The organism is Burkholderia stabilis, from assembly GCF_001742165.1.
GTDB classification, from domain to species: Bacteria; Pseudomonadota; Gammaproteobacteria; order Burkholderiales; family Burkholderiaceae; genus Burkholderia; species Burkholderia stabilis.
In genome coordinates, this window is record NZ_CP016443.1 from 67,957 (window position 1) to 89,250 (window position 21,294).

Sequence of the window (21,294 nt, forward strand, 5' to 3'; positions counted from 1 at the left end):
TGCCAGAAACACGCTGTCAAGTGTGGATTTGGCCGCCTGATCTCGTCCGCGCTGAGAATTTGTATGAGCAGAGCAGATCTTGCGCGGTCGCGTGAAACGAACAATACGGCGTTTTTTGGGCGATTTTTGTCGATTTTTGCTGGGGTTTGCACCTGCTTTCGTGCCTGCAGAGACGACGTGCCTTGCCAGCGTGTTTTTGTGGCAATAGGGTGTACCCTCATTGAAGAAACGTTACTGCTTGTATAAGTTTCGGATGTCGGGTTAGCCCGAATTCGTGATCTGGAAGCGTTAAAGGAAAGGACTACGTGAAGACAACTCATACCCAGCCGCGTGTCGACGGGTCGCTACTTGCGGTGCGTGAGGCGATCGCCACGGGGGATAACGACGGACGTACCCGGGAGGGGGCGATCGGCGGCGGACGATTGGGCGGCGTTTTGGGGCGCGGCACAGGCGGCAGATCTAACCCGGGTCTGCGTCGAACGGGCCCCGCAAGCGTCGAATTTGAACAGGTTTCCAAACGATTCGGCAGCGCGGCGCCGGCAATTGAAAACCTGGATCTGAAAATCAACCCTGGCGAATTTCTGACTTTGCTCGGACCCAGCGGCTCAGGCAAGACAACCGCGCTGAACCTGCTGGCGGGTTTTCTGAAACCAACTTCCGGACGCATTCTGATCGACGGCAAAGTCGTCAGCGATTTGCCCGCCCACAAGCGCAATGTCGGCGTGGTGTTTCAGCACTATGCATTGTTCCCGCATCTTACTGTCGCGCAGAACATTGCCTACCCTTTGAGGCAAAGAGGGACCCAGAGGGCAGAAATCGAGAAACGGGTACACGACGCACTGTGCTCGGTCTCGCTTCAGTCGTACGCAGATCGCCTGCCCAGTCAGCTCTCCGGCGGGCAACAGCAGCGCGTGGCTGTCGCGAGGGCGACGGTATTCCGTCCCAGTCTGTTGTTGATGGATGAGCCCCTGGGCGCACTCGACAAAAAGTTGCGGGAATCCGTACAGCTCGAGATCAAACGCATGCACAAGGAACTGGGCGTCACGATCGTGTTCGTCACGCACGACCAGGAAGAAGCGCTGGTGATGTCGGACCGCATCGCTGTCTTTAACGGCGGAAAAATACATCAGATCGGTACAGCCACACAGCTCTATGACGAACCTGAATCGCAATTCGTGGCGCAGTTTCTCGGCGACTCGAATTGCTGGATTGGGGACGTCAGCGCGGGCGACTCTGGCTGCGCAGAGGTAAGAGACGGTTTCATAAAGACTGATCGGCCCGCCGAAGGGTATTCCAGCAGATCAGACAGCAACCGAGTTTGAGGAACGCGCCGTGAATGTCTGCACGGCGCTCGAAACGAATACGGAGACGACGGAAGTGATGCAGCCAGGCATGCGTGCGTTCGACGACCCAGCGATATTTGCCAAGGCCGCTGCCATGTTCGGTACGGCGCTTGGCGATCACTGGCTCGATACCGCGATCGCGCAACGCGCGCCGATGTCGCTCGGAGTCGTAACCGCGATCCGCGTAGACCACACGCGGCCGCTGCAATGGGTGGCCACGCAATCCGCGGATCGGCGGAATCGCGTCGATCAGCGGCAGCAATTGCGTGACGTCGTTGACGTTCGCGCCGGTCAGGATCGCGGCGAGCGGCGTACCGTTGGCGTCGGTGACGATGTGGTGCTTGGAACCGGGTCGCGCGCGATCGGTGGGGTTTGGCCCAGTTTTTGGCCTGCCCCAACGGCGCGAATCGATGATGAATCGACGGCGGCTCGTGAGAAGTCGATCTGGTCCGCTGCGCGCAGCTTTGCGAGCAGTAGCTCGTGCAAGCGATCCCAGACACCGGCTGCTTGCCAATCGCGCAGCCGGCGCCAACATGTCACGCCCGAGCCGCATCCCATCTCGGCCGGCAGGTCGCGCCAGCGTAGTCCGGTCTTGAGAACGAACAGGATGCCGGTCAGCGCGGCGCGATTCGAAACAGGCAGGCGGCCCGGGTTCTTCTCGCGCCGCGGCTTGGGTGGCGGCAGTAACGGCTCGATCAGTGTCCACAATTCATCGTCGATGATCGGCTTGGCCATCTCCTCAGTCTCGGTTGTTCCGATGCCTGAGGTTAACAGCTCACCGCGAAAGTTAACAGCCCCACGGGGCCTTTTTGAAACCGTCTCTAAGCGGTCCGGGTTGGCGTATCGCTGGCCGTCGAATCGCGGCCACGCCGAGACAGGGTCGCTCGACAGCGGTCGTTCGTCCGGAACGAAGCAAGGCGCTGGCAAGAGGCGATCGTGTCGAGGGCTGGAACCATTTGCCCGCGCGAATCAGAGACATCGTCTATCTGGGATCGATGCGCAAGATAGTTGCGGATCTGGATGCTGGCGGCGTCGCGCAGGTGGTGTGCCAGCCGGATGCAGTCATGCCGGCCGGGCCGGAAATCACCATTGCTTTCTCGCCGGAGTTCACGCGCATCGTGCCTGCGTCGCCTTCCTGAGCGCCTGAGTGCCTTCATCGGAAAAAGAGCAATGCATCGTTCCGATAAATGTCGCAGTTGGTTTCTGAACATTCAATTTACGGAAAACAGATATGAGCAACGATCGTCGTGGCCGCGCTGCCAAAGCCGGCAATGTATTGGCACTCGCCTTATCCGTGGCAATGTCGTTTGTCGCAGTGCCGTCCGAGGCCCTCGCGGCCGCGGCGAGCGGCAGCTTGCCCGATCTGAAGGGCAAGTCGCTGATTTTTGCCGGCTTTGGCGGCGATCTACAGAAGAATGAAGATTACGCGTGGCTGAAGCCGTTCGCGGTGGCAACCGGCGTGAAAATCAGCCAGACGGATTCACCCGATCTCGCACGGCTTCAACTTCAGCAGCAGGCTAAAAACGTCGGTGTCGATGTTGTGGAAATCGAATCGTCGACGGTCAACGAAGCATGCGGCAAGGTATTCGTGCCACTCAATATCGATCGATCCCAAATCGACCCGGCATTGGACTCGAATAAATGTGGCGTGCCCGTGGTCAAGTTTTCATACGTGCTGGCCTATAACTCGAAGGCCTTCCCGACGCCGCCGTCGAGCGTGGCCGACTTTTTCGACGTCAAGAAGTTTCCGGGCCGGCGTGGCGCGGTCAACAGTGTGAATAAAGGCCTGATCGAGGCGGCCCTGATTGCCGACGGCGTGCCCAGACACAAGCTTTATCCGGTCGACATTGATCGAGCGCTGAAGAAAATCGGCGACATCAAGTCATCGGTCGACTTCAAAGGTTCGTTTGCGCTGGTTCAGGACGCGCTGGCAAGCGGGGAGTTGTCATTGGCCGTGCTTCCCAACGGGCGGGCATTGAACGCTGCAAAAACCAACCCCGATATCAAGGTCGTTTTCAAGGATGCCGTCACTCTGTACGACGATCTCGCCATTCCGGTCGGCGCAAAAAATATGGAGGCGGCAACGGCGTTTCTTCAATACGTGGCGCGGCACGCGACGCAAGTCGCTTTAGCAGAACGCTTCCCTTATGGCGTGGGCACGAAGGGACCCGCTCCGCAACTCGGCGAACAGGCTCGTGCCTTTTATCCCGATACCTACTCGAATCAAATCCTGATTCAGGATCCGAAGTGGTGGGCTGCCAACGAAGCGACCGCGCAGCAGCGATGGGTCGAAACGTTTTCCAAATAGATGCGTCGAGGTAGATTCCATGGAAGCTCCAACTTCAGCGAATGTGCCCATCGGCCTGCCTGCCAGAAAAGGTGGGGCGGGAGGTGATGTGTGGTGGGCAGTCGCAATTCCTGTCGTTGCATTTCTTGTCGTCCTGTTCGTTTACCCGACGGGAACGCTGCTCCTGAAAACGTTCTCCCAGTTCGATGCGCCTCAGCGCACGGGACTGGACAATCTGACCTGGTTTCTCGGCAACACGGCCAACATGACTATCCTGGCCCGGACATTCGTGGTTGCGGCCGTCAGCACTTGCCTGTCCGCATTGATCGCATTTCCCTACGCCTACGTTATGACGATCGTGACCCCGCGAGTTCGCACGTGGATGTTGGGCGCGGTTCTCGTCTCGATGTTTCTCGGGATTCTGCTGCGCAATTTTTCATGGGTGGTGTTACTGCAGTCCACTGGTCCTGTGAATGCGGTCCTTGCGTGGCTGGGAGTCGGCCGCGTCAGATTTCTGGGCACGGTGTCGGCGGTTCTGATGGGCATGGTGCACGTTCTGTTTCCCTACATGGTGCTGCCGCTTTACTCCGTGCTGCAGGCGATCGATCGCAGACTGTTGCTGGCGGCCGAAAGTCTGGGCGCGCCGCCATCGAAAGCCTTCGTCCAGATCTATGTTCCGTTGGCGCTGCCGGGACTGATCGCAGGTGCAACGCTGGTTTTTGTGCTGGCACTCGGTTTCTACATCACGCCCGCTGTTTTGGGGTCGCCCCAGCAATCGCTCATGGCTCAAGTCATTTATTCGCAGTTTGAAAGAACGGCAGCTTTTGGGCGTGCCGGCGCGATGGCACTGGTGCTGTCCATCGCGGCGCTCGTGATGGTCGCGCTGATGGCCCGGGTCAACCGCCGCAGCCGCCTGTATGGAGGCGCGGCATGAGCGAGACCGAGTTCGGCGGAACCAGAAGCCAGCTCTGGCGATGGGGGCAGGGTGTCGTCTGCGTACTGATCGCGGCATGGCTGATTCTTCCGCTGATCACCATCGTCCCGATCAGTTTCAGCGTGCAGGACAGTTTTGCTTTCCCGCCACGGGCATGGACCTTAGATCGCTACAGATCACTCGCCGAAGATCAATGGATCGAACCGATCCTGAACAGTTTGCTGGTCGCCTGCCTGACCGGCATTCAATGCGCGATCTTCGGCACGTTGGCGTCGTTCGGCATCGTTCGGAGCAGGTCCCGTTTTGTCGGCGTGGTGAGATTGCTTGTGCTTGCACCGCAAATCGTACCGATCGTGGTTGTCGGTTTGGGCATCTACCTCGTGTTCCTTCATTGGCACTTCACTGGAACGTGGTGGGGATACGCATTCGCGCACACGGTGCTGTGTTTGCCGTTTGTCGTCGTTCCCGTAACGGCGGCATTGCAGGTATTCGATCAAAGACTGGAACTGGCTTCCGCCAGTCTTGGCGCCGGCCCCGTGGCAACGTTTCGGCAGGTGACTTTCCCATTGATCAGACCCGCCATCCTGAGCGGCACGTTGCTGGCGTTCCTTGGGTCGTTCGATGAACTCGTGGTGGCGTTGTTCCTGCAATCACCGTCGTTTCTGACATTGCCCGTGCAGTTGTATCGAAGCATGACCGACACGATCGATCCGACGGTTGCAGCAGTCGCGACGATCGAAATGACGCTGGTTGTCATAGGCGTCGTCGCAACGCAAATTTTTCATGGGAAGAAGCTCCGCTCCGCGGCTGCTTCGAACAAATCCCACTAGGCGACCCGATGAACGTTCGGCGGCATCGCTTCGCGCGGTGCTGCCTGGTCAGGTCGTATGCCAGGCTGTTTTCCAAGGAGTTTTATATGCATCAACCTCGTCCCACTTCGCTGCCGCGCCCCAGCGACGCGGAATTGCGTGAGCGACAAACTCGTGCTCTTGAATCGGCGCTGCGCGCCGGCTTCGATGGTCTTATCGTATGGGGCCGAGGCGCCACCAACGTCGATGGCTGTGCGGATCTGCTCTATCTCACCAACCACATCTCGACGGTCAGTCATATCCCCGACAGCGACGCGCATCGCGGCAGAGGACACGCGGCCCTGGTGCTGGCGCCTGGGCGCGATCCGGTTCTCGTTACCGACGCGTACGATATCGATCCATCCATCGTTGGCGTGAGCGACATCCGGATGTCGACATACGTTGATCGCGATACCGCACGCGTCGCGCTCGAATCCGGATTGGGCGGTCGCAAAATTGGTCTGGCGGGTCAGACTGGGTTGCTTCATAGCGCCGCCGTTTGCATGTCGCAGGAACTGGGCGGCGCGACGTCGCTCGAGCCAGCCGATTTCATTTTAACGGCGCTGCGCCTCGTGAAAAGCCCGCACGAAATCGAACTGCTGAAGGATGCGTCGAGGATTGGTTGCGAGTGGATGCAGGTGGTACTCGACGCCGCACAACCTGGCCGTACCGAAGGCGAGGTTGCCGGCGAGGGACTTCGCTGGTTTGCCGCGAGTGGCGGGTGGGCCTACGATGTCGCAATCTCGAGCGGGCCGTGGGCGCACCGGTATCGTCACCGGCAGGCATTGCCGACATGGGATTCCACGCGCCGGATCGAAGCGGGCGATCTGCTTCACGTGGACCTCTGGGGGCCTGCCGCCCATGGCTACTACTGCGACTTGACCCGATCCATCGTCGTCGGGAAAAAACCGACGGATCCACAGCGCAAACTGCTTGAAGACGCGGTCCAGCTCGTCGAGACCGTGATCGAAACCGTCGAGCCGGGGCGTCGGCTGTCGGATCTGTATGCGGCGGGCGTACGGTGCATGGAGCGCCGGGGCGGCGGCGGCTCGGCGTTCTCCGCCATGGTCCCGTTCTTCGGACATTCACTCGGACTGGAATGCGAAAGCCCGTTTATCACCGAGTCGGCACATGAAGTCATCGTGCCCGGCATGGTTCTGGCAATCGAATGTTTCCTTGGCGAGGGAGACGGTCGAGGCGCTGGTTTCGAGCATGTGATTCACGTCCGGGAAGACCGTGTCGATATTTTGACGGACGGGGTCGCATCGAGGCCGTGGCTCGCCTGACGGTCTATCGCGGCTGCGGGCTCAGCCGCGCAACGCTGGCGCCGAGCGTCTGATGATGATATCGGTGGCGACCAGTTGTTGCGCGGGTGGCTGAGCCCCCTTGATGCTGTCAATCAGGGTGGCAGCTGCGAGCACGCCGACTTGCTCGGGGTGCTGGTGGGTAGCGGTAATGGAAGGCTTCGTATCGGCAAGGTCGGGGCTGTCGGATGCACAGAGCAAAAGAATATCGCCGGGAACCTTGAGACCTCGAGCTTGCAGGCGGGATAGCACGGCAATGGCCAGTTTGTCGCTCTGGGTAAGGATCGCGTCGGCGTTACGACTCATGACGGCGTCGAGCGCCTCGTCGATCGATTTTTCATCCATGCCGCCGCATAGCTGCAGGAAAAACACCGACTCGGTATCGTCCGCCCATTGTTCCGCGCCAACACGCATGTCATTCGAGTAACTCTTGGCGGTATCGAACGCCAGCATGGCCAAGGCGCTACCGGGACGCACCGTGCGCGCAAGCATTTGCCGGGTGCCTCGCGTATTGTCGTCATCCACCCAGGGCTCCTGACCATTCTCAATATCGCGGCCAATGGTAATCACGAAGGTGCCGCTTTCCCGAAGGCACTTCAACACCGGGTCCCGCGCGACCGGGTCGACCACGATCGCGCCGTCCAATGGGATCGGCATGGTGGAAAGGGCGTCCGCGTTGTAGGGCAGCAGGACCAATGCGTAGCCCGCGGCCAATGCTGTTTCGGTCGCCTTGTTGGCGATCGTCGACCAGTACCAGGCGGTGGACAACGTGGCGGATGGAGCAGGTGAAATCACCAGTCCGAGCAGGCCAAGGCCGCTGCCACGGAGACCTCTGGCGAGCGCATTGGGCCGATAGCCGAGTTGGTTCGCAACTTCCCGCACCCGGGCTCGGGTCTCGGCGGAAAGCCTCCCTTTGCCCGAAAGGGCATCTGACACCGTCGTCGGCGTGACGCCTGCGGCGGTTGCAACGTCTTTGATCGTGGCGCGTGTCGATCGCTTCATGAGTTTTTTCGTATCGCTAATGGGACGGCTATCCGAAGCGCGCTGCACTTCACTGCCGCACGACAGCGGCGTGCCGGCCGTTTTGCTCTCGTTAAGAAACGGTCAAGCGGTACCGTCGGCAAGCCAACCGCGAATCATTGTAGCTGATCGATTCTGCTGGTTCGCCTCAATTCACCCGCCGACACGCGCAACGGAGACAGCGTAAGTTCGCAGTGCCTTGACAGAACGGCGATGCTAAGCCAGACTTTGATGAAGAAACGTTTCTTCAAGCGTTTTTTTCAAATTTCTACTGTTTAGCCTGGTGCGTTGAGGGAAAACCAATGAGTGTGGAATTCGGACCCTGGTCGTCGGTCAGGGAGCTCGCCGACGCGGTACGGCGTGGAACAATAACCGCGTCGGCGGTCGTGGAGGCGTCCCTGGCGCGTTCGGTCCAGGTCCAGCGAACGCTCAATTGTTTTGCCGAGATCGATTTTCATGGCGCGCGTCGTAGCGCAGCGGAACTGGACCGGCGTAGAGCGCGTGGCGAACTGCTCGGACCGTTGGCCGGCGTGCCGGTCGCGATCAAGGATTGCACGCCGGTTCGGCAACTGGGAAACCGGTTCGGATCACTTGCTTTCGAAGATGAAATCGCGCTCGAGGATGCGATCGTTGTGGAAAGGCTCAGACAGTGTGATGCGATCATTGTCGGCAAGACCACGTTGTCGGAATTCGGCTCCAGCAGCTTTTGCGACAGCGCGTTGCATGGCGTCACACGCAATCCGTGGAATCCGGATAAAACGCCGGGTGGCTCCTCGGGTGGCTCTGCGGTAGCGGTCGCGACAGGTTGTGTCGCCATCGCGGAGGGAACGGACATGGGGGGCTCGGTTCGGATTCCCGCGTCCTGCACGGGTATCGTGGGATTGAAACCTGCCTTCGGGAGGATTCCGATCGAAGATCAACCATCCATGATCGACGATATTCAGCACCATGGTCTGCTGACCCGCAACGTTGCCGATCTCGCGGCGGCGCTCCCTTATGTGTGCGGTCCCACTGACTGCGATCCTTCGTCGTACGTGCCAGCGCTGCCGCGACTGGACATCGAATCCGGCGTCGAGGGCATGCGCATCGCGCTGAGCATGGATCTTGGCTTCTTTGAGGTGGAGCGGGAAGTCATCGATCGCTGCGAGCAAGTCGCGGAGAAATTGACGCGTGCAGGAGCCATTGTTACGCCTGTCAAACTAGGCTGGGACCGATCAATCGCAGACGGGTGGGTGCGTCATTGGCACGTGTATCTGTCGGCGTTCTATGGAGAGCATCTGGACCGACTCGGTGCGGCGGCGGATCCGCGACTCGTTGAAGTTGTGGCAAAGGGGCGCTCATACGATGCGGTCTCGATCAAACGACTCGACGTCATTCGCAAACGCCAGTGGTCCGTGTTGGTAGACGTGTTCGGAACCTACGACGCGATGATCAGCCCCACGATGACTCGACCGGCAGTAGGCGTCGAAGAAGACGACGCGGCTTATCACGCGGCGACGGAAGGTGGGCGCAAACGAGGTCTGGACATGACTTCCGTTTTCAACTGGGTGCCGTGGTGTCCCGCTGTCAGCGTCCCTTGCGGTTTGTCCGCGAGCGGGCTTCCTGTTGGCGTTCACATTGCGTCGCCAGCATTTCGGGAAGATATTGCGCTGCGGCTGGCGCATGCGATTGAGGAAAAATATCCGTTTGCCTATCCGCCCGGTTGGCACCCGGAAGGCCTGGCCGTTTGAAATCGCAACGGCTCGACCGGTAAATTTCAAGGTTGAAATTTCGACAGTGTTGTCGCAGTCGAATCCTGCCGAGCATGACGAAGACGAGGGCAAAGATGAATCTGCATTGATGCTTTGCGCCGCGTGTACTTGGCAGGCGCTGATTCGTGTTTCAGTATCGCTCCGATCCGGCATTTCTGTCGCGCGATATATTGCTGCGAAAGCGACTTCGTTGGTTCCTGCCGTGAGCCTGTTCGGCAGACGACACCATTGCCTGATTGCCACAAGCCAGAGACGGTCTACTGGAGTCGAGCGGGAGTCGTGTCACTCCCGAGTCTGCTGCAATAACGGCATGCTCGCCGCTTCCGGGAACGCTTCACGCCATTTCCATGCAAAGCATGCGAGCGGCCTCTGCCGGCAGATCACGGGCAGCGGCGCCCGCTCGCAGGTGTTCCGGTTCGAGCCCGGTGGACGGGGCGGCCGTCGGCGCCGGGCGACAAACCGTCAACCCACTTCGAGGATGATCTTTCCGGTCGTGTTGCCGGTCTCGATTGCCGTATGCGCATCTGCTGCCGCTTCCAATGCATAGGTGCCGCCGATCAGCGGCTTCAGCGCGCCGGTCGCCAACAGGGCAAACAATTCGCCGATCGTCCGACGCACGACTTCGTCGGTCAGGAATGCGTACAACGCAAAACCGGATATCGTTCGGCAACCGAATATCAACGTATTCATCAAGGTCTCGTCGACCGTGAGCAAGCGGCCGCTTGCCGCGCCATAAGCGACAAAACGGCCATGCGGAGCGAGCCCGTTTGCGAGCGTGCGCGCGACGTCGCCGCCGATCGAATCGAACACGACGTCAAAGCCCGTTTTGCCGGTCGCTGTATTCAACTGGTCGGCCCACGCGTCGTCACGGTAGTTGACCGCGTGATCGGCACCGAGCGATTGCACGATCTGCCGCTTCGCGTCCGACCCGGCCAATCCGGTGATCGTTCGCGCGCCGTCGAGTCTGGCCAGTTGCATCAGTATCGAACCGACGCCACCAGCCGCCGCGCTGATCGCGACCGTTTTTGCGGCGACGGGCGTCTCACGCAGCAGTATTCGGGCAACCAGGCCTTGCAGCATGACGGCAACCGCGTCGTCATCCGAAACCGCGTCGGGGATCGCGACGATCAACGCGGCGCGAAGCGTCACGAATTCCGCGTAGCCGCCCGTCGCCCGCATCGCGCCGAACAGCGGTGCGGCAACACGCTCGCCGACCCGGACGCCCCGCACCTCTGCGCCGACGGCCTCGACGATGCCGACGACCTCCGAGCCCGGTATGGCAGGCAGGGCCAGCGCCGGACCGGGGTAGGTGCCGGCGCGTTGCAATGTTTCCGCGAAATTCAGTCCGACGCGCGTGACGCGCACCAGGACTTCGTCGACGGCAGGTGTCGGACGGTCGATTTCAACGGGGCGGAGCACGGCGGGTTCGCCGAGGCGATCAATCTGGATGGCGCGCATCGAGTTCATGGTGAGGTTCCGGTAGGCGCGGAGGTATCCGCTTTCAGGAGAAGGTGACGTGGCGGCGCGATTCGCTGCGCCGTCGGATGAATCAGTCCGGTTGCGTCGCTCGATCAAACGACGCACGGCCCGCGCCGTTCAGGACGAGGGCCAGCAGGCCGCCCGCCATCGACAGGTTCATCATGAAAAAGGTTTGCTGGGTCTGGTCGCCGCCGCCATGGAAGATCACCGCGGCGATGACCGAAAAGATGGCGAGTCCAAGCGCGGCGAGACGCGTCATGAAGCCGGCGATCAGCGCGAGACCGCCGACGACTTCGACGACGATCACGAGCGGAAGCAGTGCGCCCGGCACGCCCATGTGTTCCATGTATTGCTGCGTGCCCGCGTAGTTGAAAATCTTGCTGATGCCCGCGCCGAGATACACGCCGGCGATGAGAATCCGCACCAGGACTGACAGGATGACGTTGACGGCCGGCGTCTGCACGGTCGTGTGATACAGCGCACGGTTGATCGATCGGATCATGATGGTTCCTTGTTTGAAGATTGGCCGGGGGGCGACCCGGCGGTGTGTCGTTCGGAGCGTCGGGATGCCGCGTTCATGCGTCGAACGGCGGGTAGTCGGTATAACCGGCTTCGCCGCCGCCATAGGCGGTGGACATGTCCGCATGGGCGAGCGGCCGGTCGTGCCTGATGCGTTCGACGAAATCCGGATTCGCGATGAACGGGTAACCGAACGACACGAGATCGGCATGGTCATCGCGCAGCGCCGTTTCCGCACGCGCCTTCGTGTACCCGTTGTTTGCGATGTAGAACCCGCCGAACGATCGACGTAGCGCGTCATAGTCGAAAGCCGGCACCGTGTCGGGCGCTGCCTGGGGAATGCCTTCGACGACGTGGAGGTAGGTGACGAGCCCCCCGAGCCGATTCGCGAAACGTTCGAACAACGCCTGCGGATCGCTGTCGGAGATTCCGCCGAAATGAGGCGTGACAGGGGAAATTCGCACACCGATACGATCCGGTCCCCACACGGCATTGACTGCGCGCACCACTTCGAGCGGGAACAGGATCCGTTTGTCGATCGTTCCGCCGTAGTGATCCGTTCGCCGGTTCGTGCCGTCACGCAGGAACTGATCGAGCAGGTAGCCGTTGCCGGCGTGGATCTCCACGCCGTCGAACCCCGCCCGCCGAGCGGCTTGGGCGGCATGAACGTACTGTTCGATGATCCCGGCAATTTCACCGGGTTCGAGCGCGCGCGGAGTCGGGTGCGGCTTCGGGCCGTCCGGCGTGTAGGCGACGCCGTCGGGCTGAACCGCGGACGGCGCCACCGGCAGTGACGCATCGGGCTGCAGGTCCGGATGGCCGATGCGGCCGACATGCGCAAGCTGCACGAAGATGTGTCCGCCTTGCCGATGCACGGCGTCGGTTACCTGTTTCCAGCCTTCGACCTGCGCGTCGCTGTGGATGCCCGGCGTGAACGGGTAGCCCTTGCCCTGCGGCGAGACCTGGGTTCCTTCGGTCACGATCAAGCCTGCGGATGCGCGTTGCGCGTAGTAGGCCGCGTTCATCGGTCCGGGCGCATCGTCGGCGCCGGCGCGGCTGCGCGTCATCGGCGCCATCACGATCCGGTTCCTGAGCGTGATCTGTCCGAGCTTGACCGGCTCGAAAAGGGACGCGCGATGCGGCGTCGGGTGTTGTGCGAGAGAGTCGTCGGTAGTCATTGTTTCGTGTTCCCGGTGAAGTTCATCCGCTGTCGGTGCCGCGATGCGGGTTCGATCGGTGACGGCGAGCCGACAGTGCGTCGACAGGAATGTAGGGGAGCCAGACCATCGAAACAATTGGTTAAAATAGATCGTTAATATCTGTTTTCTTGATAAATCATGGATCGCAGTCCCAATCTGGACCAGCTCCGGACGTTCGTGGCCGTTGTCGAGGCCGGCAGCTTTTCGGGTGCCGCGCGGCGGCTCGATCGCGCTCAATCGGTGGTGAGTTACGCGGTCGCCAACCTCGAGGCGCAACTCGGCGTGCCGCTGTTCGAGCGCGGCAAACGGCGCCCGCAACTGACGCCGGCCGGCGAAGTCGTCCTCGCCGATGCGCGCAGGCTCGACATGTTGATTGGCCAGTTGCAGGCAAAGACGGCCGGGTTGCGAGGCGGGGTGGAGGCGGAGTTGTCACTGGCGGTGGACGTGATGTTCCCGCTGCCGAAGCTGGTCGAGGGTTTGCAGGCGTTCGCCGATGCGTTCCCGACGGTTGCGCTCAACCTGACGATCGAGGCGCTCGGCGGCGTGATGAAACTCGTGCTCGACGGCGCTTGCGCGCTCGGCATCAGCGGCCCGGTCCCGAACTGGCCGGACGCCATCGACGCAACGTCGATGGGTTCCATTGAACTGGTGACGGTTGCAGCGCCCGGGCACCCGCTCGCGCAACGCAGCACGCGCATCCCGCTGTCGGAAGCGCGCGAGCATACGCAGCTCGTGCTGACCGATCGGAGCAAGGTCACGGAAGGGCAATCGTTCGGGATCTATGCGACCCGCACGTGGAAGGTGGCGGATCTGGGCGCCAAACACCGCATGCTGCTCGCGGGGTTGGGGTGGGGGTCGATGCCGATGCACCTGATCGAGGACGACCTGCAGCGTGGCCTGCTGGTGGCGATCAAGCTGTCCGATCGGCGTGTGATCCGCTACGGACTGTCGCTGATCCGGCGGGCCGATCGAACGAGCGGGCCGGCGGCAAAGTGGCTCATGGATTATCTGACGCGCGTCGGTGATCCAGGGGCATAGGCCGACCACCCGGGAGGCCGCTCGATGACGCGAGGCAAGCGGCGATCGCGGCACAGCGGCCGTGACCGGGCAAACTTGATCGGGAAAAGCACCAAAAGTTTGTGAATTATTTCCGGGCTATAGTGAAATCACTGGCGGTAGGCACGGCGCTTTTTGCCGATACCGGCCAGGTCATGACTGTAGACGGGTGCTGTATGAAAAATAAAATCGAAAAGACCGCCGGACCGATCTGGGGTGTCGTTGCAGGATTGCTTCTTGCCGCTGCCGGGCTGAGCCTCGGCATCTTCCCGACGTCGCTGCACAGCTCGGGAACCGCAAGCGACTTCATGGCGTCCGGCGCGGCGATGCTGGGCATCTTCCTCGTCGTCTATTCCACGCACGAGTTGCGAAGAAAGCGCTCGCACTGAGCGATTGCGCGGCGCTGCCCACGAAGCACGACTTGAGCCGGCCAACGGCTCATGAATACGCTCGTCCGCGATACGCATGAGCCGTACGGGAATGTGTGCGCGTTACGACTTGAGGATTTCGTGCTTGTAGACGAGTTCGACGATGCGCTTCGTCGGGATGCTTGCGCGCAATGCGTCGACGCCGTCGATCGGAAACCACCGGCATTTCTCGATCTCGTTGTTCGGTTGTGGCGTGTGGTCCGGGCCGACTTCCGCGAAGAACACGTGATGGATCTTCGCGAGCCCGGTGAACTGCATCGAGTACACCAGATCCTGGCCGGTGACGCCGGTTTCTTCGCACAACTCGCGATGCGCGGCTTCGAGCGGCGTTTCCCCGCGCTTGATCGTGCCGCCGGGAAGGGCCCAGCGTGACGACGCGCGCGCGACGAGCAGCACCTGGCCGTCGCGGTAGCAGACGATCGTCGCCCGTTCTTTGATGGGTGCTTCGGTCGATTGTGGGGTACTCATGGGCTCAGGGGCTTGGATACTGGCGAGATTCTAGCCAGTGCCGATCCCGGTGCCAAGGCGACATCGGCTCGAACTGCCCGATCACGCGACAGTGGGTGATGTCGACGGTGACGCACGTGCGCATCATGAACCGTCGGGAATGAACGCAAGACGGGTTCGAGCGACCGGCGCTGCAAGGGCGCCGATAAGTCAAAGCTGCTCGCAGCGGGTGAATTACCCGCGAATCGGCTGGAAATGGACCGTTTACAGGCGGATTCGCCCGGTGGTCGAGGCGCATACTTGAGGCCCCAATACGAGACCGGACACAGCGATGACTACCTTGAGCATGCAAACGATCGTTTGCGGCAAGACCATTCAGGTAGCCCTGATGACCGATACCGGAACGGCGAGTATTTTCGTGATGGACAATGACGATGGTTCCCATCAGCCGCAGATCATGAAGGTCCGCCAGTACCTCGATGCGGGTATGACGGATCAGGACGTCGTGCGCCACGTGCTGAATATCGTGGTGGCCTCGATCGAGCGGCGCGGCCATCTTTGGGCGCACTGAGCGCCTTCCGCACGATCGTCTGCTGGACGTCTGAAGGCGCGACAGGACGCCCCGCGATTCGGCAGGTTCGAGCTTCGAGTCCGAGCGCGTACTACCGTCTGGCGTGCTTCATTTCCTCCGCTTCCATTGCCGCGTTTCGTTCCTCGCTCGCGGAAACCGGGTCCATCGCCTCGCCGATCGAGGCCAATGCATATTCGCAGGCCAGCTTCGTTTCCTCGACGTCGGCGTCGGGCTCCTCATCGTCGTTGACGGGCGGGTCGAGCATGTCCCTGAGCATCGTCGCCAACTCCGGCGTGTCCCACGGTTCGCCGCGTTGTTCCTTTTTCCTGATGTAGTGGCGGATTTCCGCGTCCTGTTCGGGCGTCAGTGGAAGGTGCCGAAAAGTGCTGTTGGGGTTGGCATCAATCATGATGTTGCTCCTGAGTCCGGCAGGCGCCCGGGCTGGCTGCTTCCCGGGACACGCGCATGCCGGAAAAACGATATGGATGACGTATCGATGCCGGCTTCGTCGTCATGCGGACGGCCGTACCGCGCCGGCACATGAGGCAAACGAGCCGGCAATCTTCGAATCCGTGATGGTGATGCACGCTCATCACGCGCTTCCGAACGTTCGGTTGCCACGAATCGCAGGACGAGCGTATCCGGCCTGTATCGCCAGTGTGCGGCGCGACGGGGTAGAGCGAAAGGCGTAACGCTGCGTGCGAAAGCGGGCACGATGCAGCAAGAGGGAGAGGGCAGGCGGGCAGTCGAACGGCTCACGAGCGCCCGGACGAGTTCATCATACGCGCGTCGTCCTTCGGGTGCCGATCTTATTTCGGGGGATGGGGATTGCCGCTGATTTGAGGTTCCGATACGGCGGGTGGAACCGTCGTTCGGGCCGACCGCGCGGTGTCCGACACACCGCGCGGTTGCCCGCTATTCCGTGTTTACTTCTTTTCCGGCAGGAACCAGTTCATCACGAGCGCGCAGATGCCGCCCGTCGCGACGCCCGATTCCAGCACGTTCTTCAGCGCGTGCGGCAGGCTGTTCAGGATGTCCGGCACCTGCGACACGCCGAGGCCGAGCGCGAGCGACACCGCGATGATCAGCAGCGCGCGACGGTCGAGCTGGACGCCCGCGAGAATGTTGATGCCCGATGCGGCCACCGCGCCGAACATCACCATCGCCGCGCCGCCGAGCACGGGTTCCGGCACGGCCTGCAGCACGCCGGCGACGACCGGGAACAGGCCGAGCACCACGAGCATGCCCGCGATCCAGATGCCGACGTAGCGGCTCGCGACGCCGGTGATCTGGATCACGCCGTTGTTCTGCGCGAACACCGAGCTCGGGAACGTATTGAACACGCCGGCCAGCAGCGAGTTCGCGCCGTTGACGAGCACGCCGCCCTTGATCCGTTGCATCCACACCGGCCCTTCGACCGGCTCGTTCGAGATCTTGCTGGTGGCGGTGACGTCGCCGATCGCTTCGAGCGACGTGACGAGGTAGATGATCAGCATCGGCACGAACAGCGACCACGAGAAGCCGATGCCGAAGTGAAGCGGCGTCGGCACCTGGAACAGCGCGGCCTGGTGCATGCCGGTGAAATCGAGGCGGCCGAGGAACGCGGCCGCGAGGTAGCCGATCAGGAGCGCGATGACGAGCGCGGTGCTGCGCACCCAGACGATCGGCACGCGGTTCAGCAGGATGATCGTGCCGAGCACGAGGCCCGACAGCGTCAGGTTCTCGGCGCTCGCGAACGTGCCCTTGGCCATCGCACCATATCCGCCGCCCATGCTGATGAGGCCGACCTTGATCAGCGTGAGGCCGATCAGCAGCACGACGATGCCGGTGACGAGCGGCGTGATCAGGCGCTTCACGAACGGCAGGATGCGCGACACGCCCATCTCGACGAACGAACCGGCGATGACGACGCCGAAGATCGCGGCCATCACGGTCTCGACCGGCGTGCCCTGCTTGACCATCAGGCTGCCGCCGGCGATCAGCGGGCCGACGAAGTTGAAGCTCGTGCCCTGGACGATCAGCAGGCCGGCGCCCAGCGGGCCGAAGCGCTTGCACTGGACGAAGGTGGCGATGCCGGAAATCACCAGCGACATCGACACGATCAGGGTCGTATCGCGGCTGGACACGCCTAGCGCCTGGCAGATCAGCAGGCCGGGCGTGACGATCGGCACGATGATCGCCAGCAGGTGCTGCAGCGCGGCGACGAAAGCGACCATCGGCGCCGGCCGGTCGTTCGGGCCATAGACGAGGTCGCGGGCCGCTTCTGCGGCATCGGCGCCGTGGGAGGCGGGTTGGGCGGAGGAGGCGGGTTGCATGGCGAGCGGGCCGGACAAGGTGGAAAGTGCGGCATTTTATCCGAAGGGCCCGCCGGCGCCCCGGGGCGCGCCGCAATCGTCGGGATTCACGGGCACGGGAAACGGCGACGGATCGGCGCGTGCTCGTCAGCGGGTTCGCCGCGATCCGGGCGCGGCCGTCGTCGCGATCGCGCTGAACCCGGGCAGTTCGGGAATCCGTTGCGCCATGAATTGCAGGAACGTGCGGGTCCTGAGCGGCAGATACCGGCGCGACGCATACACGAGGTGCAGCGCATGCGGCGGCACCATGTCCCACTTCGGCAGCAACCGGACGAGCTGCCCGGTGTCGATCAGGTCCTGCACGAGCCACGCCGGCGCGCTGCCCACCGCGCGCCCGGCCAGGAAGCATTCCCGCAGCGCGATCGAGCTGTTCACGCGATACCGGCCGTGCACGGGAACGGCGATCTTCTCGTCGCCCCGCGCAAATTCCAGTTCGCTGCCGATGTCCGCGCGCGCGTATCCGACATATTCGTGCTTCGCCAGGTCTGCCGGCCGGCGGATCGCGCTCGCCTGCGACACGTAGCGCGGCGTGGCCACCAGCAGCCGCGGCGACGACGCGACGTGGCGCGCGACGACATCCGGCGGCAGTACATGGCCGAGGCGAATGGCGACATCGACGCCCTCCTCGACCAGATCGACCACGCGATCGGTCAGGTGCAGCTCGACGTCGATCTCCGGCCATGCGGCGAGGAATTCGAGCACGAGCGCGTTCAGCCGCAACTCGCCCAGCCCGAGCGGCGCGTTGACGACCAGCTTGCCGACCGGCCGCAGCGTTTGTCCGCGCACCTCGGCCACCGCGCTTTCGTATTCGTCGAGCACGCGCTTGCAGCGGTCGTAGAACCGGCGGCCTTCGTCGGTCGGCGCGAGGCTGGTCGTCGAGCGTTCGAGCAGGCGCACGCCGAGTTCCTTTTCGAGCGCGGCGACGATCTTGCTGATCGTCGGCTGGCCGGTGCCTTCCTCGCGCGCGACCGCCGAAAAATTGCCCAGCTCGATCGCGCGGACGAACACGCGCATCGATCGCAGCGAATCCATCTTATTCCCTTATGGAATGAACCTTATTCGAGTCTCCCACATTCCGTCGGAATCGAGAATGACCTAACGTTCGCGAACCTTCAATCCCTGATGAGGAGTCGACATGAACGAAACCATGCAGTCTTCGGCGCTGGACGGCGCGCACGTCGTGATATTCGGCGCGAGTTCCGGCATCGGTCTCGCGGCCGCCGCCGCCGCGAAGGCGAGGGGCGCGAGCGTCACGCTGGTCGGCCGCACTCGCGCGAAGCTCGAATCCGCCGCGCAGGCGATCGGCGGCGCGGGCGTCGCGGTGGCGGATATCGCGGACCGGCACGCGGTGCAGGCCGTATTCGACACGATGACGCGCGTCGATCACCTGGTCGTCACGGCCGGCCGTTTCATCGCGGGCAAGCTGGGCGAGACCGATCCCGATCATCTGCTCGCCGCGTTGCAGGAGCGTATCGCCGGGCCGGTCTACGCGATCCGGGCCGCGTTGCCGCTGATGCCAGCCACGGGTTCGATCGTGCTGACCGGCGGGCAGTTGTCGGATCGACCGTCCGCGCAAGGCACGTCCGTCATTGCAGCCGCCGTGCGCGGCGTCGAGGCGCTCGCGCAGTCGCTCGCGCTGGAGCTGAAACCCATTCGCGTCAACGTCGTCGCGCCCGGCTTCGTCGAGACGCCGCTGTACGACGCGTTCGGCCCCGAAGCACGCGAAGCGATTCTCTCGGAGGCGGCGGCGGCACTGCCCGGCGGCCGGGTCGGTCATGCCGGCGAAGTCGGGGAAGCGATTGCGTTCCTGTTGGGCAACGGCTTCATGAATGCCGAAATCCTGCACATCGACGGAGGCGGCCGGCTGGTTTGAGATGTGTGCGGCAGGCGGCGTCAGTTGGCAGTGCGGCGGCCTGTGCCGCGTGCCGATGCGCGGGAATCCGGATAGGCGCGCTGGCAAACTTCAATGACTGCGTCGCGCAGGCGGCGATGCACCGGGTCGCCGTGCATGCGCGGATGCCACAGCGCGGACACGAGGATGCCCGGCAGGCGGACGGGGATCTCGAAGCTGCGCAGCCCGAGCGCCTGCTCGAGCCCCGGCGAGAACGCGTTGCCGAGGCTCGAGCGCGGCACGAGCGCGATCAGGTCGGTGCTGGCCGCGACGCGCATCGCATCGGGGTAGCCCGGCACGACGACGCGCACGGTCTGGCCCGCGCCGGAGCCGTCGGCCGTATCGCCGGCCGGCCCGCTGAAATCGCCGAGCTGCGATGCGATCACGTGGCTGCAAGCCGCATAGCGGGCGCGTGTGATCCGGGCCGACGCGAACAGCGGATGCGCGGCACGTGCTACCGCGACGTGCCAGTCGTGAAAAAGCATGCGCGTGTGCAGTTCGGGCGCGTCGTCGCCGCGCTTGCCGATTTCCAGATCGACGGTGCCGTCGCGCAGCGCCTGCGGATCGCGGTCGAGTTTCGGTACGAAGCGGATGCGCACCTGCGGCGCGACTTCACCGATGGCGGCGACCACCGGGCCGGACAGCATTTCCATGAACGACGCCGCCGCGCGAATGGTGAACGTGGACGCGAGCGTCACCATGTCCACGTCGGCCGTCGCCGGCCGGAGCACGGCGCGCGCGTCGCTCGCGATCGTATGCACGCGGTCGCGCAGCGCGGCCGCGTGCGGCGTCGGCACGAGCTTGCGCCCGGCGCGCACGAGCAACTGATCGCCGGTGGAAATCCGCAGTCGCGTGAGCGTGCGGCTCATCGCGGACGTGCTCAGGCCGAGCCGGCGTGCGGCACCGGTCACGCTGCTTTCCGACAGCAGCGCGTCGAGTGCGGTGACGAGGTTCAGGTCGATGTCTTCCATGCGGACAGGATACGCCACTGCATCGATGATATGGCGTTCGATGCAACTATCGTTTGCATCTGGTGCTTCTGGCGCCTGCCATGATGCGCGCCTATAGTGGGCTCACGATGAAACCCGGCAAAGGCGGAAACCATGCAATCGACCGTATCGAATCAAAACGCGCCCACGATCCTGCTCGTCGCCGCCTCGCGCGGCCTCGGGCTGGCGATGGCGGAGCAATTCCTGAACAAGGGCTGGAACGTCACGGGCACCGTGCGTGCAGGATCGGGTCGCACGAAGTTGCACGACCTGGCTGACCGGTTCGACGACCGGCTCGACATCGAGACGCTCGACATCTGCGAGCCGGCGCAACTGGCCGCGCTGCGCGAGCGCCTGTCGGGCAGGCGTTTCGACATGCTGTTCGTGAATGCGGGAACGACGAACGATCCGAGCGAAACGATCGGCGAAGTGACGACCGACGAATTCGTGCGCGTGATGATCACGAATGCGCTTGCGCCGATGCGCGTGATCGAGGCGCTGCAGGATCGCGTGACCGAGGACGGGCTGATCGGTGCGATGTCGTCGGGGCAGGGCAGCGTCGCGAACAACGTCAGCGGGATGCGCGAGGTCTATCGCGGCAGCAAGGCCGCGCTGAACCAGTTCATGCGCAGCTTCGCGGCGCGCCAGGCCGGCACGCCGCACGCGATGGCGCTGATGGCGCCCGGCTGGGTACGTACCGAGCTGGGCGGGCCCGATGCGCGCCTGACGATCGACGAGAGCGTGCCGAGCCTCGTCGACGTGCTGATCGCGAAGCGGGCGCGCCCCGGGCTCGAATATCTCGACTATCTGGGGCGGACGGTGCCGTGGTGAGCCGGTGTCGCAAAGGTTTGCCGTGCTCGGCAGCATGCCCGTG

General features: G+C 62.9%; 22 protein-coding genes. 12 read left to right on the plus strand and 10 right to left on the minus strand.

Annotated features, from left to right (window positions below; translation table 11 throughout):
• Nucleotides 1-305 precede the first annotated feature (305 nt).
• Nucleotides 306-1,322 carry an ABC transporter ATP-binding protein gene (locus BBJ41_RS18445; protein WP_335650157.1) on the plus strand — a complete coding sequence of 339 codons (1,017 nt, stop codon included), beginning with the start codon at nt 306-308 and terminating at the stop codon, nt 1,320-1,322.
• Here BBJ41_RS18445 and BBJ41_RS39290 read toward each other — a convergent pair.
• A protein-coding gene (locus BBJ41_RS39290; protein ID WP_085954470.1) for an IS5-like element IS402 family transposase occupies nt 1,261-2,078 on the minus strand; the annotation gives its coding sequence in 2 pieces (ribosomal slippage) (nt 1,261-1,730 and nt 1,730-2,078; 819 coding nt in all). The two genes, BBJ41_RS18445 and BBJ41_RS39290, sit on opposite strands and share 62 nt — an antisense overlap.
• A gap of 74 nt (nt 2,079-2,152) precedes the next feature.
• Between BBJ41_RS39290 and BBJ41_RS39295 the strand changes: the two genes are divergently transcribed.
• The 5 genes from BBJ41_RS39295 to BBJ41_RS18465 all read left to right on the plus strand — a co-directional run bounded on the left by BBJ41_RS39295 (nt 2,153) and on the right by BBJ41_RS18465 (nt 6,698).
• Complete coding sequence (locus tag BBJ41_RS39295) at nt 2,153-2,482, plus strand: TOBE domain-containing protein (RefSeq protein WP_083281915.1); 330 nt, start codon at nt 2,153-2,155, stop codon at nt 2,480-2,482.
• 92 nt (nt 2,483-2,574) lie between these two features.
• Nucleotides 2,575-3,651, plus strand: a complete 1,077-nt coding sequence (locus BBJ41_RS18450) for an extracellular solute-binding protein (RefSeq protein ID WP_083281916.1) — start codon at nt 2,575-2,577, stop codon at nt 3,649-3,651.
• Nucleotides 3,652-3,670: 19 nt separating this feature from the next.
• Nucleotides 3,671-4,564: an ABC transporter permease gene (locus tag BBJ41_RS18455; protein ID WP_069747809.1), complete on the plus strand. Its 894-nt coding sequence runs from the start codon at nt 3,671-3,673 to the stop codon at nt 4,562-4,564.
• Entirely contained in the window at nt 4,561-5,394 is an 834-nt protein-coding gene (locus tag BBJ41_RS18460; RefSeq protein WP_069747810.1) for an ABC transporter permease, read from the plus strand. Before BBJ41_RS18455 ends, BBJ41_RS18460 begins: the two co-directional genes overlap by 4 nt.
• Nucleotides 5,395-5,480: 86 nt before the next feature.
• The gene (locus BBJ41_RS18465; RefSeq protein WP_167362208.1) at nt 5,481-6,698 is read left to right on the plus strand and encodes a M24 family metallopeptidase; all 1,218 of its coding nucleotides are present in this window, start codon (nt 5,481-5,483) and stop codon (nt 6,696-6,698) included.
• Between the two features lie 21 nt (nt 6,699-6,719).
• Here BBJ41_RS18465 and BBJ41_RS18470 read toward each other — a convergent pair whose 3' ends face one another.
• Nucleotides 6,720-7,718: a LacI family DNA-binding transcriptional regulator gene (locus BBJ41_RS18470; RefSeq protein ID WP_083281917.1), complete on the minus strand. Its 999-nt coding sequence runs from the start codon at nt 7,716-7,718 to the stop codon at nt 6,720-6,722.
• Nucleotides 7,719-8,038: 320 nt separating this feature from the next.
• Here BBJ41_RS18470 and BBJ41_RS18475 point away from each other — a divergent pair, with 320 nt between their 5' ends.
• Nucleotides 8,039-9,466: an amidase gene (locus tag BBJ41_RS18475; RefSeq protein WP_069747813.1), complete on the plus strand. Its 1,428-nt coding sequence runs from the start codon at nt 8,039-8,041 to the stop codon at nt 9,464-9,466.
• 483 nt (nt 9,467-9,949) lie between these two features.
• Here the strand turns inward: BBJ41_RS18475 and BBJ41_RS18480 are convergent, their stop codons facing one another.
• The 3 genes from BBJ41_RS18480 to BBJ41_RS18490 form a co-directional block, all read right to left on the minus strand.
• Nucleotides 9,950-10,954: a quinone oxidoreductase family protein gene (locus BBJ41_RS18480; protein ID WP_083281918.1), complete on the minus strand. Its 1,005-nt coding sequence runs from the start codon at nt 10,952-10,954 to the stop codon at nt 9,950-9,952.
• Between the two features lie 82 nt (nt 10,955-11,036).
• Nucleotides 11,037-11,468 (minus strand): DoxX family protein, encoded by a 432-nt coding sequence (locus BBJ41_RS18485; RefSeq protein WP_069747814.1) that lies wholly within the window; start codon nt 11,466-11,468, stop codon nt 11,037-11,039.
• Between the two features lie 73 nt (nt 11,469-11,541).
• Nucleotides 11,542-12,663, minus strand: coding sequence for an alkene reductase (locus tag BBJ41_RS18490; protein ID WP_069747815.1), 1,122 nt, complete (start codon nt 12,661-12,663; stop codon nt 11,542-11,544).
• A 159-nt stretch (nt 12,664-12,822) separates the two neighbouring features.
• Here BBJ41_RS18490 and BBJ41_RS18495 point away from each other — a divergent pair, with 159 nt between their 5' ends.
• A complete protein-coding gene (locus BBJ41_RS18495) occupies nt 12,823-13,722 on the plus strand; it encodes a LysR family transcriptional regulator (RefSeq protein ID WP_069747816.1) in 900 nt (299 codons plus the stop codon).
• Nucleotides 13,723-13,916: 194 nt separating this feature from the next.
• Complete coding sequence (locus BBJ41_RS18500; protein ID WP_069750253.1) at nt 13,917-14,129, plus strand: hypothetical protein; 213 nt, start codon at nt 13,917-13,919, stop codon at nt 14,127-14,129.
• A gap of 102 nt (nt 14,130-14,231) precedes the next feature.
• On the opposite strand, the gene BBJ41_RS18505 is transcribed toward BBJ41_RS18500, so the two are convergent.
• Complete coding sequence (locus BBJ41_RS18505) at nt 14,232-14,636, minus strand: NUDIX hydrolase (RefSeq protein WP_069747817.1); 405 nt, start codon at nt 14,634-14,636, stop codon at nt 14,232-14,234.
• Between the two features lie 310 nt (nt 14,637-14,946).
• On the opposite strand from BBJ41_RS18505, the gene BBJ41_RS18510 reads away from it, so the two are divergent.
• Entirely contained in the window at nt 14,947-15,186 is a 240-nt protein-coding gene (locus BBJ41_RS18510) for a hypothetical protein (protein WP_069747818.1), read from the plus strand.
• 91 nt (nt 15,187-15,277) lie between these two features.
• Here BBJ41_RS18510 and BBJ41_RS18515 read toward each other — a convergent pair whose 3' ends face one another.
• The 3 genes from BBJ41_RS18515 to BBJ41_RS18525 all read right to left on the minus strand — a co-directional run bounded on the left by BBJ41_RS18515 (nt 15,278) and on the right by BBJ41_RS18525 (nt 18,572).
• A complete protein-coding gene (locus BBJ41_RS18515; protein ID WP_069747819.1) occupies nt 15,278-15,595 on the minus strand; it encodes a hypothetical protein in 318 nt (105 codons plus the stop codon).
• Between the two features lie 517 nt (nt 15,596-16,112).
• Entirely contained in the window at nt 16,113-17,501 is a 1,389-nt protein-coding gene (locus BBJ41_RS18520; protein WP_069747820.1) for a nucleobase:cation symporter-2 family protein, read from the minus strand.
• A gap of 126 nt (nt 17,502-17,627) precedes the next feature.
• Nucleotides 17,628-18,572: a LysR family transcriptional regulator gene (locus BBJ41_RS18525; protein WP_069747821.1), complete on the minus strand. Its 945-nt coding sequence runs from the start codon at nt 18,570-18,572 to the stop codon at nt 17,628-17,630.
• 103 nt (nt 18,573-18,675) lie between these two features.
• On the opposite strand from BBJ41_RS18525, the gene BBJ41_RS18530 reads away from it, so the two are divergent.
• On the plus strand, nt 18,676-19,413 hold the full coding sequence (locus tag BBJ41_RS18530) for an SDR family oxidoreductase (protein ID WP_236872102.1): 738 nt from the start codon (nt 18,676-18,678) through the stop codon (nt 19,411-19,413).
• Between the two features lie 20 nt (nt 19,414-19,433).
• Here the strand turns inward: BBJ41_RS18530 and BBJ41_RS18535 are convergent, their stop codons facing one another.
• Complete coding sequence (locus BBJ41_RS18535) at nt 19,434-20,402, minus strand: LysR family transcriptional regulator (RefSeq protein ID WP_069747822.1); 969 nt, start codon at nt 20,400-20,402, stop codon at nt 19,434-19,436.
• A gap of 132 nt (nt 20,403-20,534) precedes the next feature.
• Here BBJ41_RS18535 and BBJ41_RS18540 point away from each other — a divergent pair, with 132 nt between their 5' ends.
• Nucleotides 20,535-21,251, plus strand: coding sequence for an SDR family oxidoreductase (locus tag BBJ41_RS18540; RefSeq protein ID WP_069747823.1), 717 nt, complete (start codon nt 20,535-20,537; stop codon nt 21,249-21,251).
• The last annotated feature ends 43 nt before the right edge of the window (nt 21,252-21,294 follow it).

What these genes read in the sequence shown, in the direction of transcription:
- BBJ41_RS18450 (WP_083281916.1), top strand. Translation starts at nt 2,575, where the DNA reads ATGAGCAACGATCGTCGTGGCCGCGCTGCCAAAGCCGGCAATGTATTG.
- BBJ41_RS18455 (WP_069747809.1), top strand. Translation starts at nt 3,671, where the DNA reads ATGGAAGCTCCAACTTCAGCGAATGTGCCCATCGGCCTGCCTGCCAGA.
- BBJ41_RS18460 (WP_069747810.1), top strand. Translation starts at nt 4,561, where the DNA reads ATGAGCGAGACCGAGTTCGGCGGAACCAGAAGCCAGCTCTGGCGATGG.
- BBJ41_RS18465 (WP_167362208.1), top strand. Translation starts at nt 5,481, where the DNA reads ATGCATCAACCTCGTCCCACTTCGCTGCCGCGCCCCAGCGACGCGGAA.
- BBJ41_RS18470 (WP_083281917.1), bottom strand. Translation starts at nt 7,718, where the DNA reads ATGAAGCGATCGACACGCGCCACGATCAAAGACGTTGCAACCGCCGCA.
- BBJ41_RS18475 (WP_069747813.1), top strand. Translation starts at nt 8,039, where the DNA reads ATGAGTGTGGAATTCGGACCCTGGTCGTCGGTCAGGGAGCTCGCCGAC.
- BBJ41_RS18480 (WP_083281918.1), bottom strand. Translation starts at nt 10,954, where the DNA reads ATGAACTCGATGCGCGCCATCCAGATTGATCGCCTCGGCGAACCCGCC.
- BBJ41_RS18485 (WP_069747814.1), bottom strand. Translation starts at nt 11,468, where the DNA reads ATGATCCGATCGATCAACCGTGCGCTGTATCACACGACCGTGCAGACG.
- BBJ41_RS18490 (WP_069747815.1), bottom strand. Translation starts at nt 12,663, where the DNA reads ATGACTACCGACGACTCTCTCGCACAACACCCGACGCCGCATCGCGCG.
- BBJ41_RS18495 (WP_069747816.1), top strand. Translation starts at nt 12,823, where the DNA reads ATGGATCGCAGTCCCAATCTGGACCAGCTCCGGACGTTCGTGGCCGTT.
- BBJ41_RS18500 (WP_069750253.1), top strand. Translation starts at nt 13,917, where the DNA reads ATGAAAAATAAAATCGAAAAGACCGCCGGACCGATCTGGGGTGTCGTT.
- BBJ41_RS18505 (WP_069747817.1), bottom strand. Translation starts at nt 14,636, where the DNA reads ATGAGTACCCCACAATCGACCGAAGCACCCATCAAAGAACGGGCGACG.
- BBJ41_RS18510 (WP_069747818.1), top strand. Translation starts at nt 14,947, where the DNA reads ATGACTACCTTGAGCATGCAAACGATCGTTTGCGGCAAGACCATTCAG.
- BBJ41_RS18515 (WP_069747819.1), bottom strand. Translation starts at nt 15,595, where the DNA reads ATGATTGATGCCAACCCCAACAGCACTTTTCGGCACCTTCCACTGACG.
- BBJ41_RS18520 (WP_069747820.1), bottom strand. Translation starts at nt 17,501, where the DNA reads ATGCAACCCGCCTCCTCCGCCCAACCCGCCTCCCACGGCGCCGATGCC.
- BBJ41_RS18525 (WP_069747821.1), bottom strand. Translation starts at nt 18,572, where the DNA reads ATGGATTCGCTGCGATCGATGCGCGTGTTCGTCCGCGCGATCGAGCTG.
- BBJ41_RS18530 (WP_236872102.1), top strand. Translation starts at nt 18,676, where the DNA reads ATGAACGAAACCATGCAGTCTTCGGCGCTGGACGGCGCGCACGTCGTG.
- BBJ41_RS18535 (WP_069747822.1), bottom strand. Translation starts at nt 20,402, where the DNA reads ATGGAAGACATCGACCTGAACCTCGTCACCGCACTCGACGCGCTGCTG.
- BBJ41_RS18540 (WP_069747823.1), top strand. Translation starts at nt 20,535, where the DNA reads ATGCAATCGACCGTATCGAATCAAAACGCGCCCACGATCCTGCTCGTC.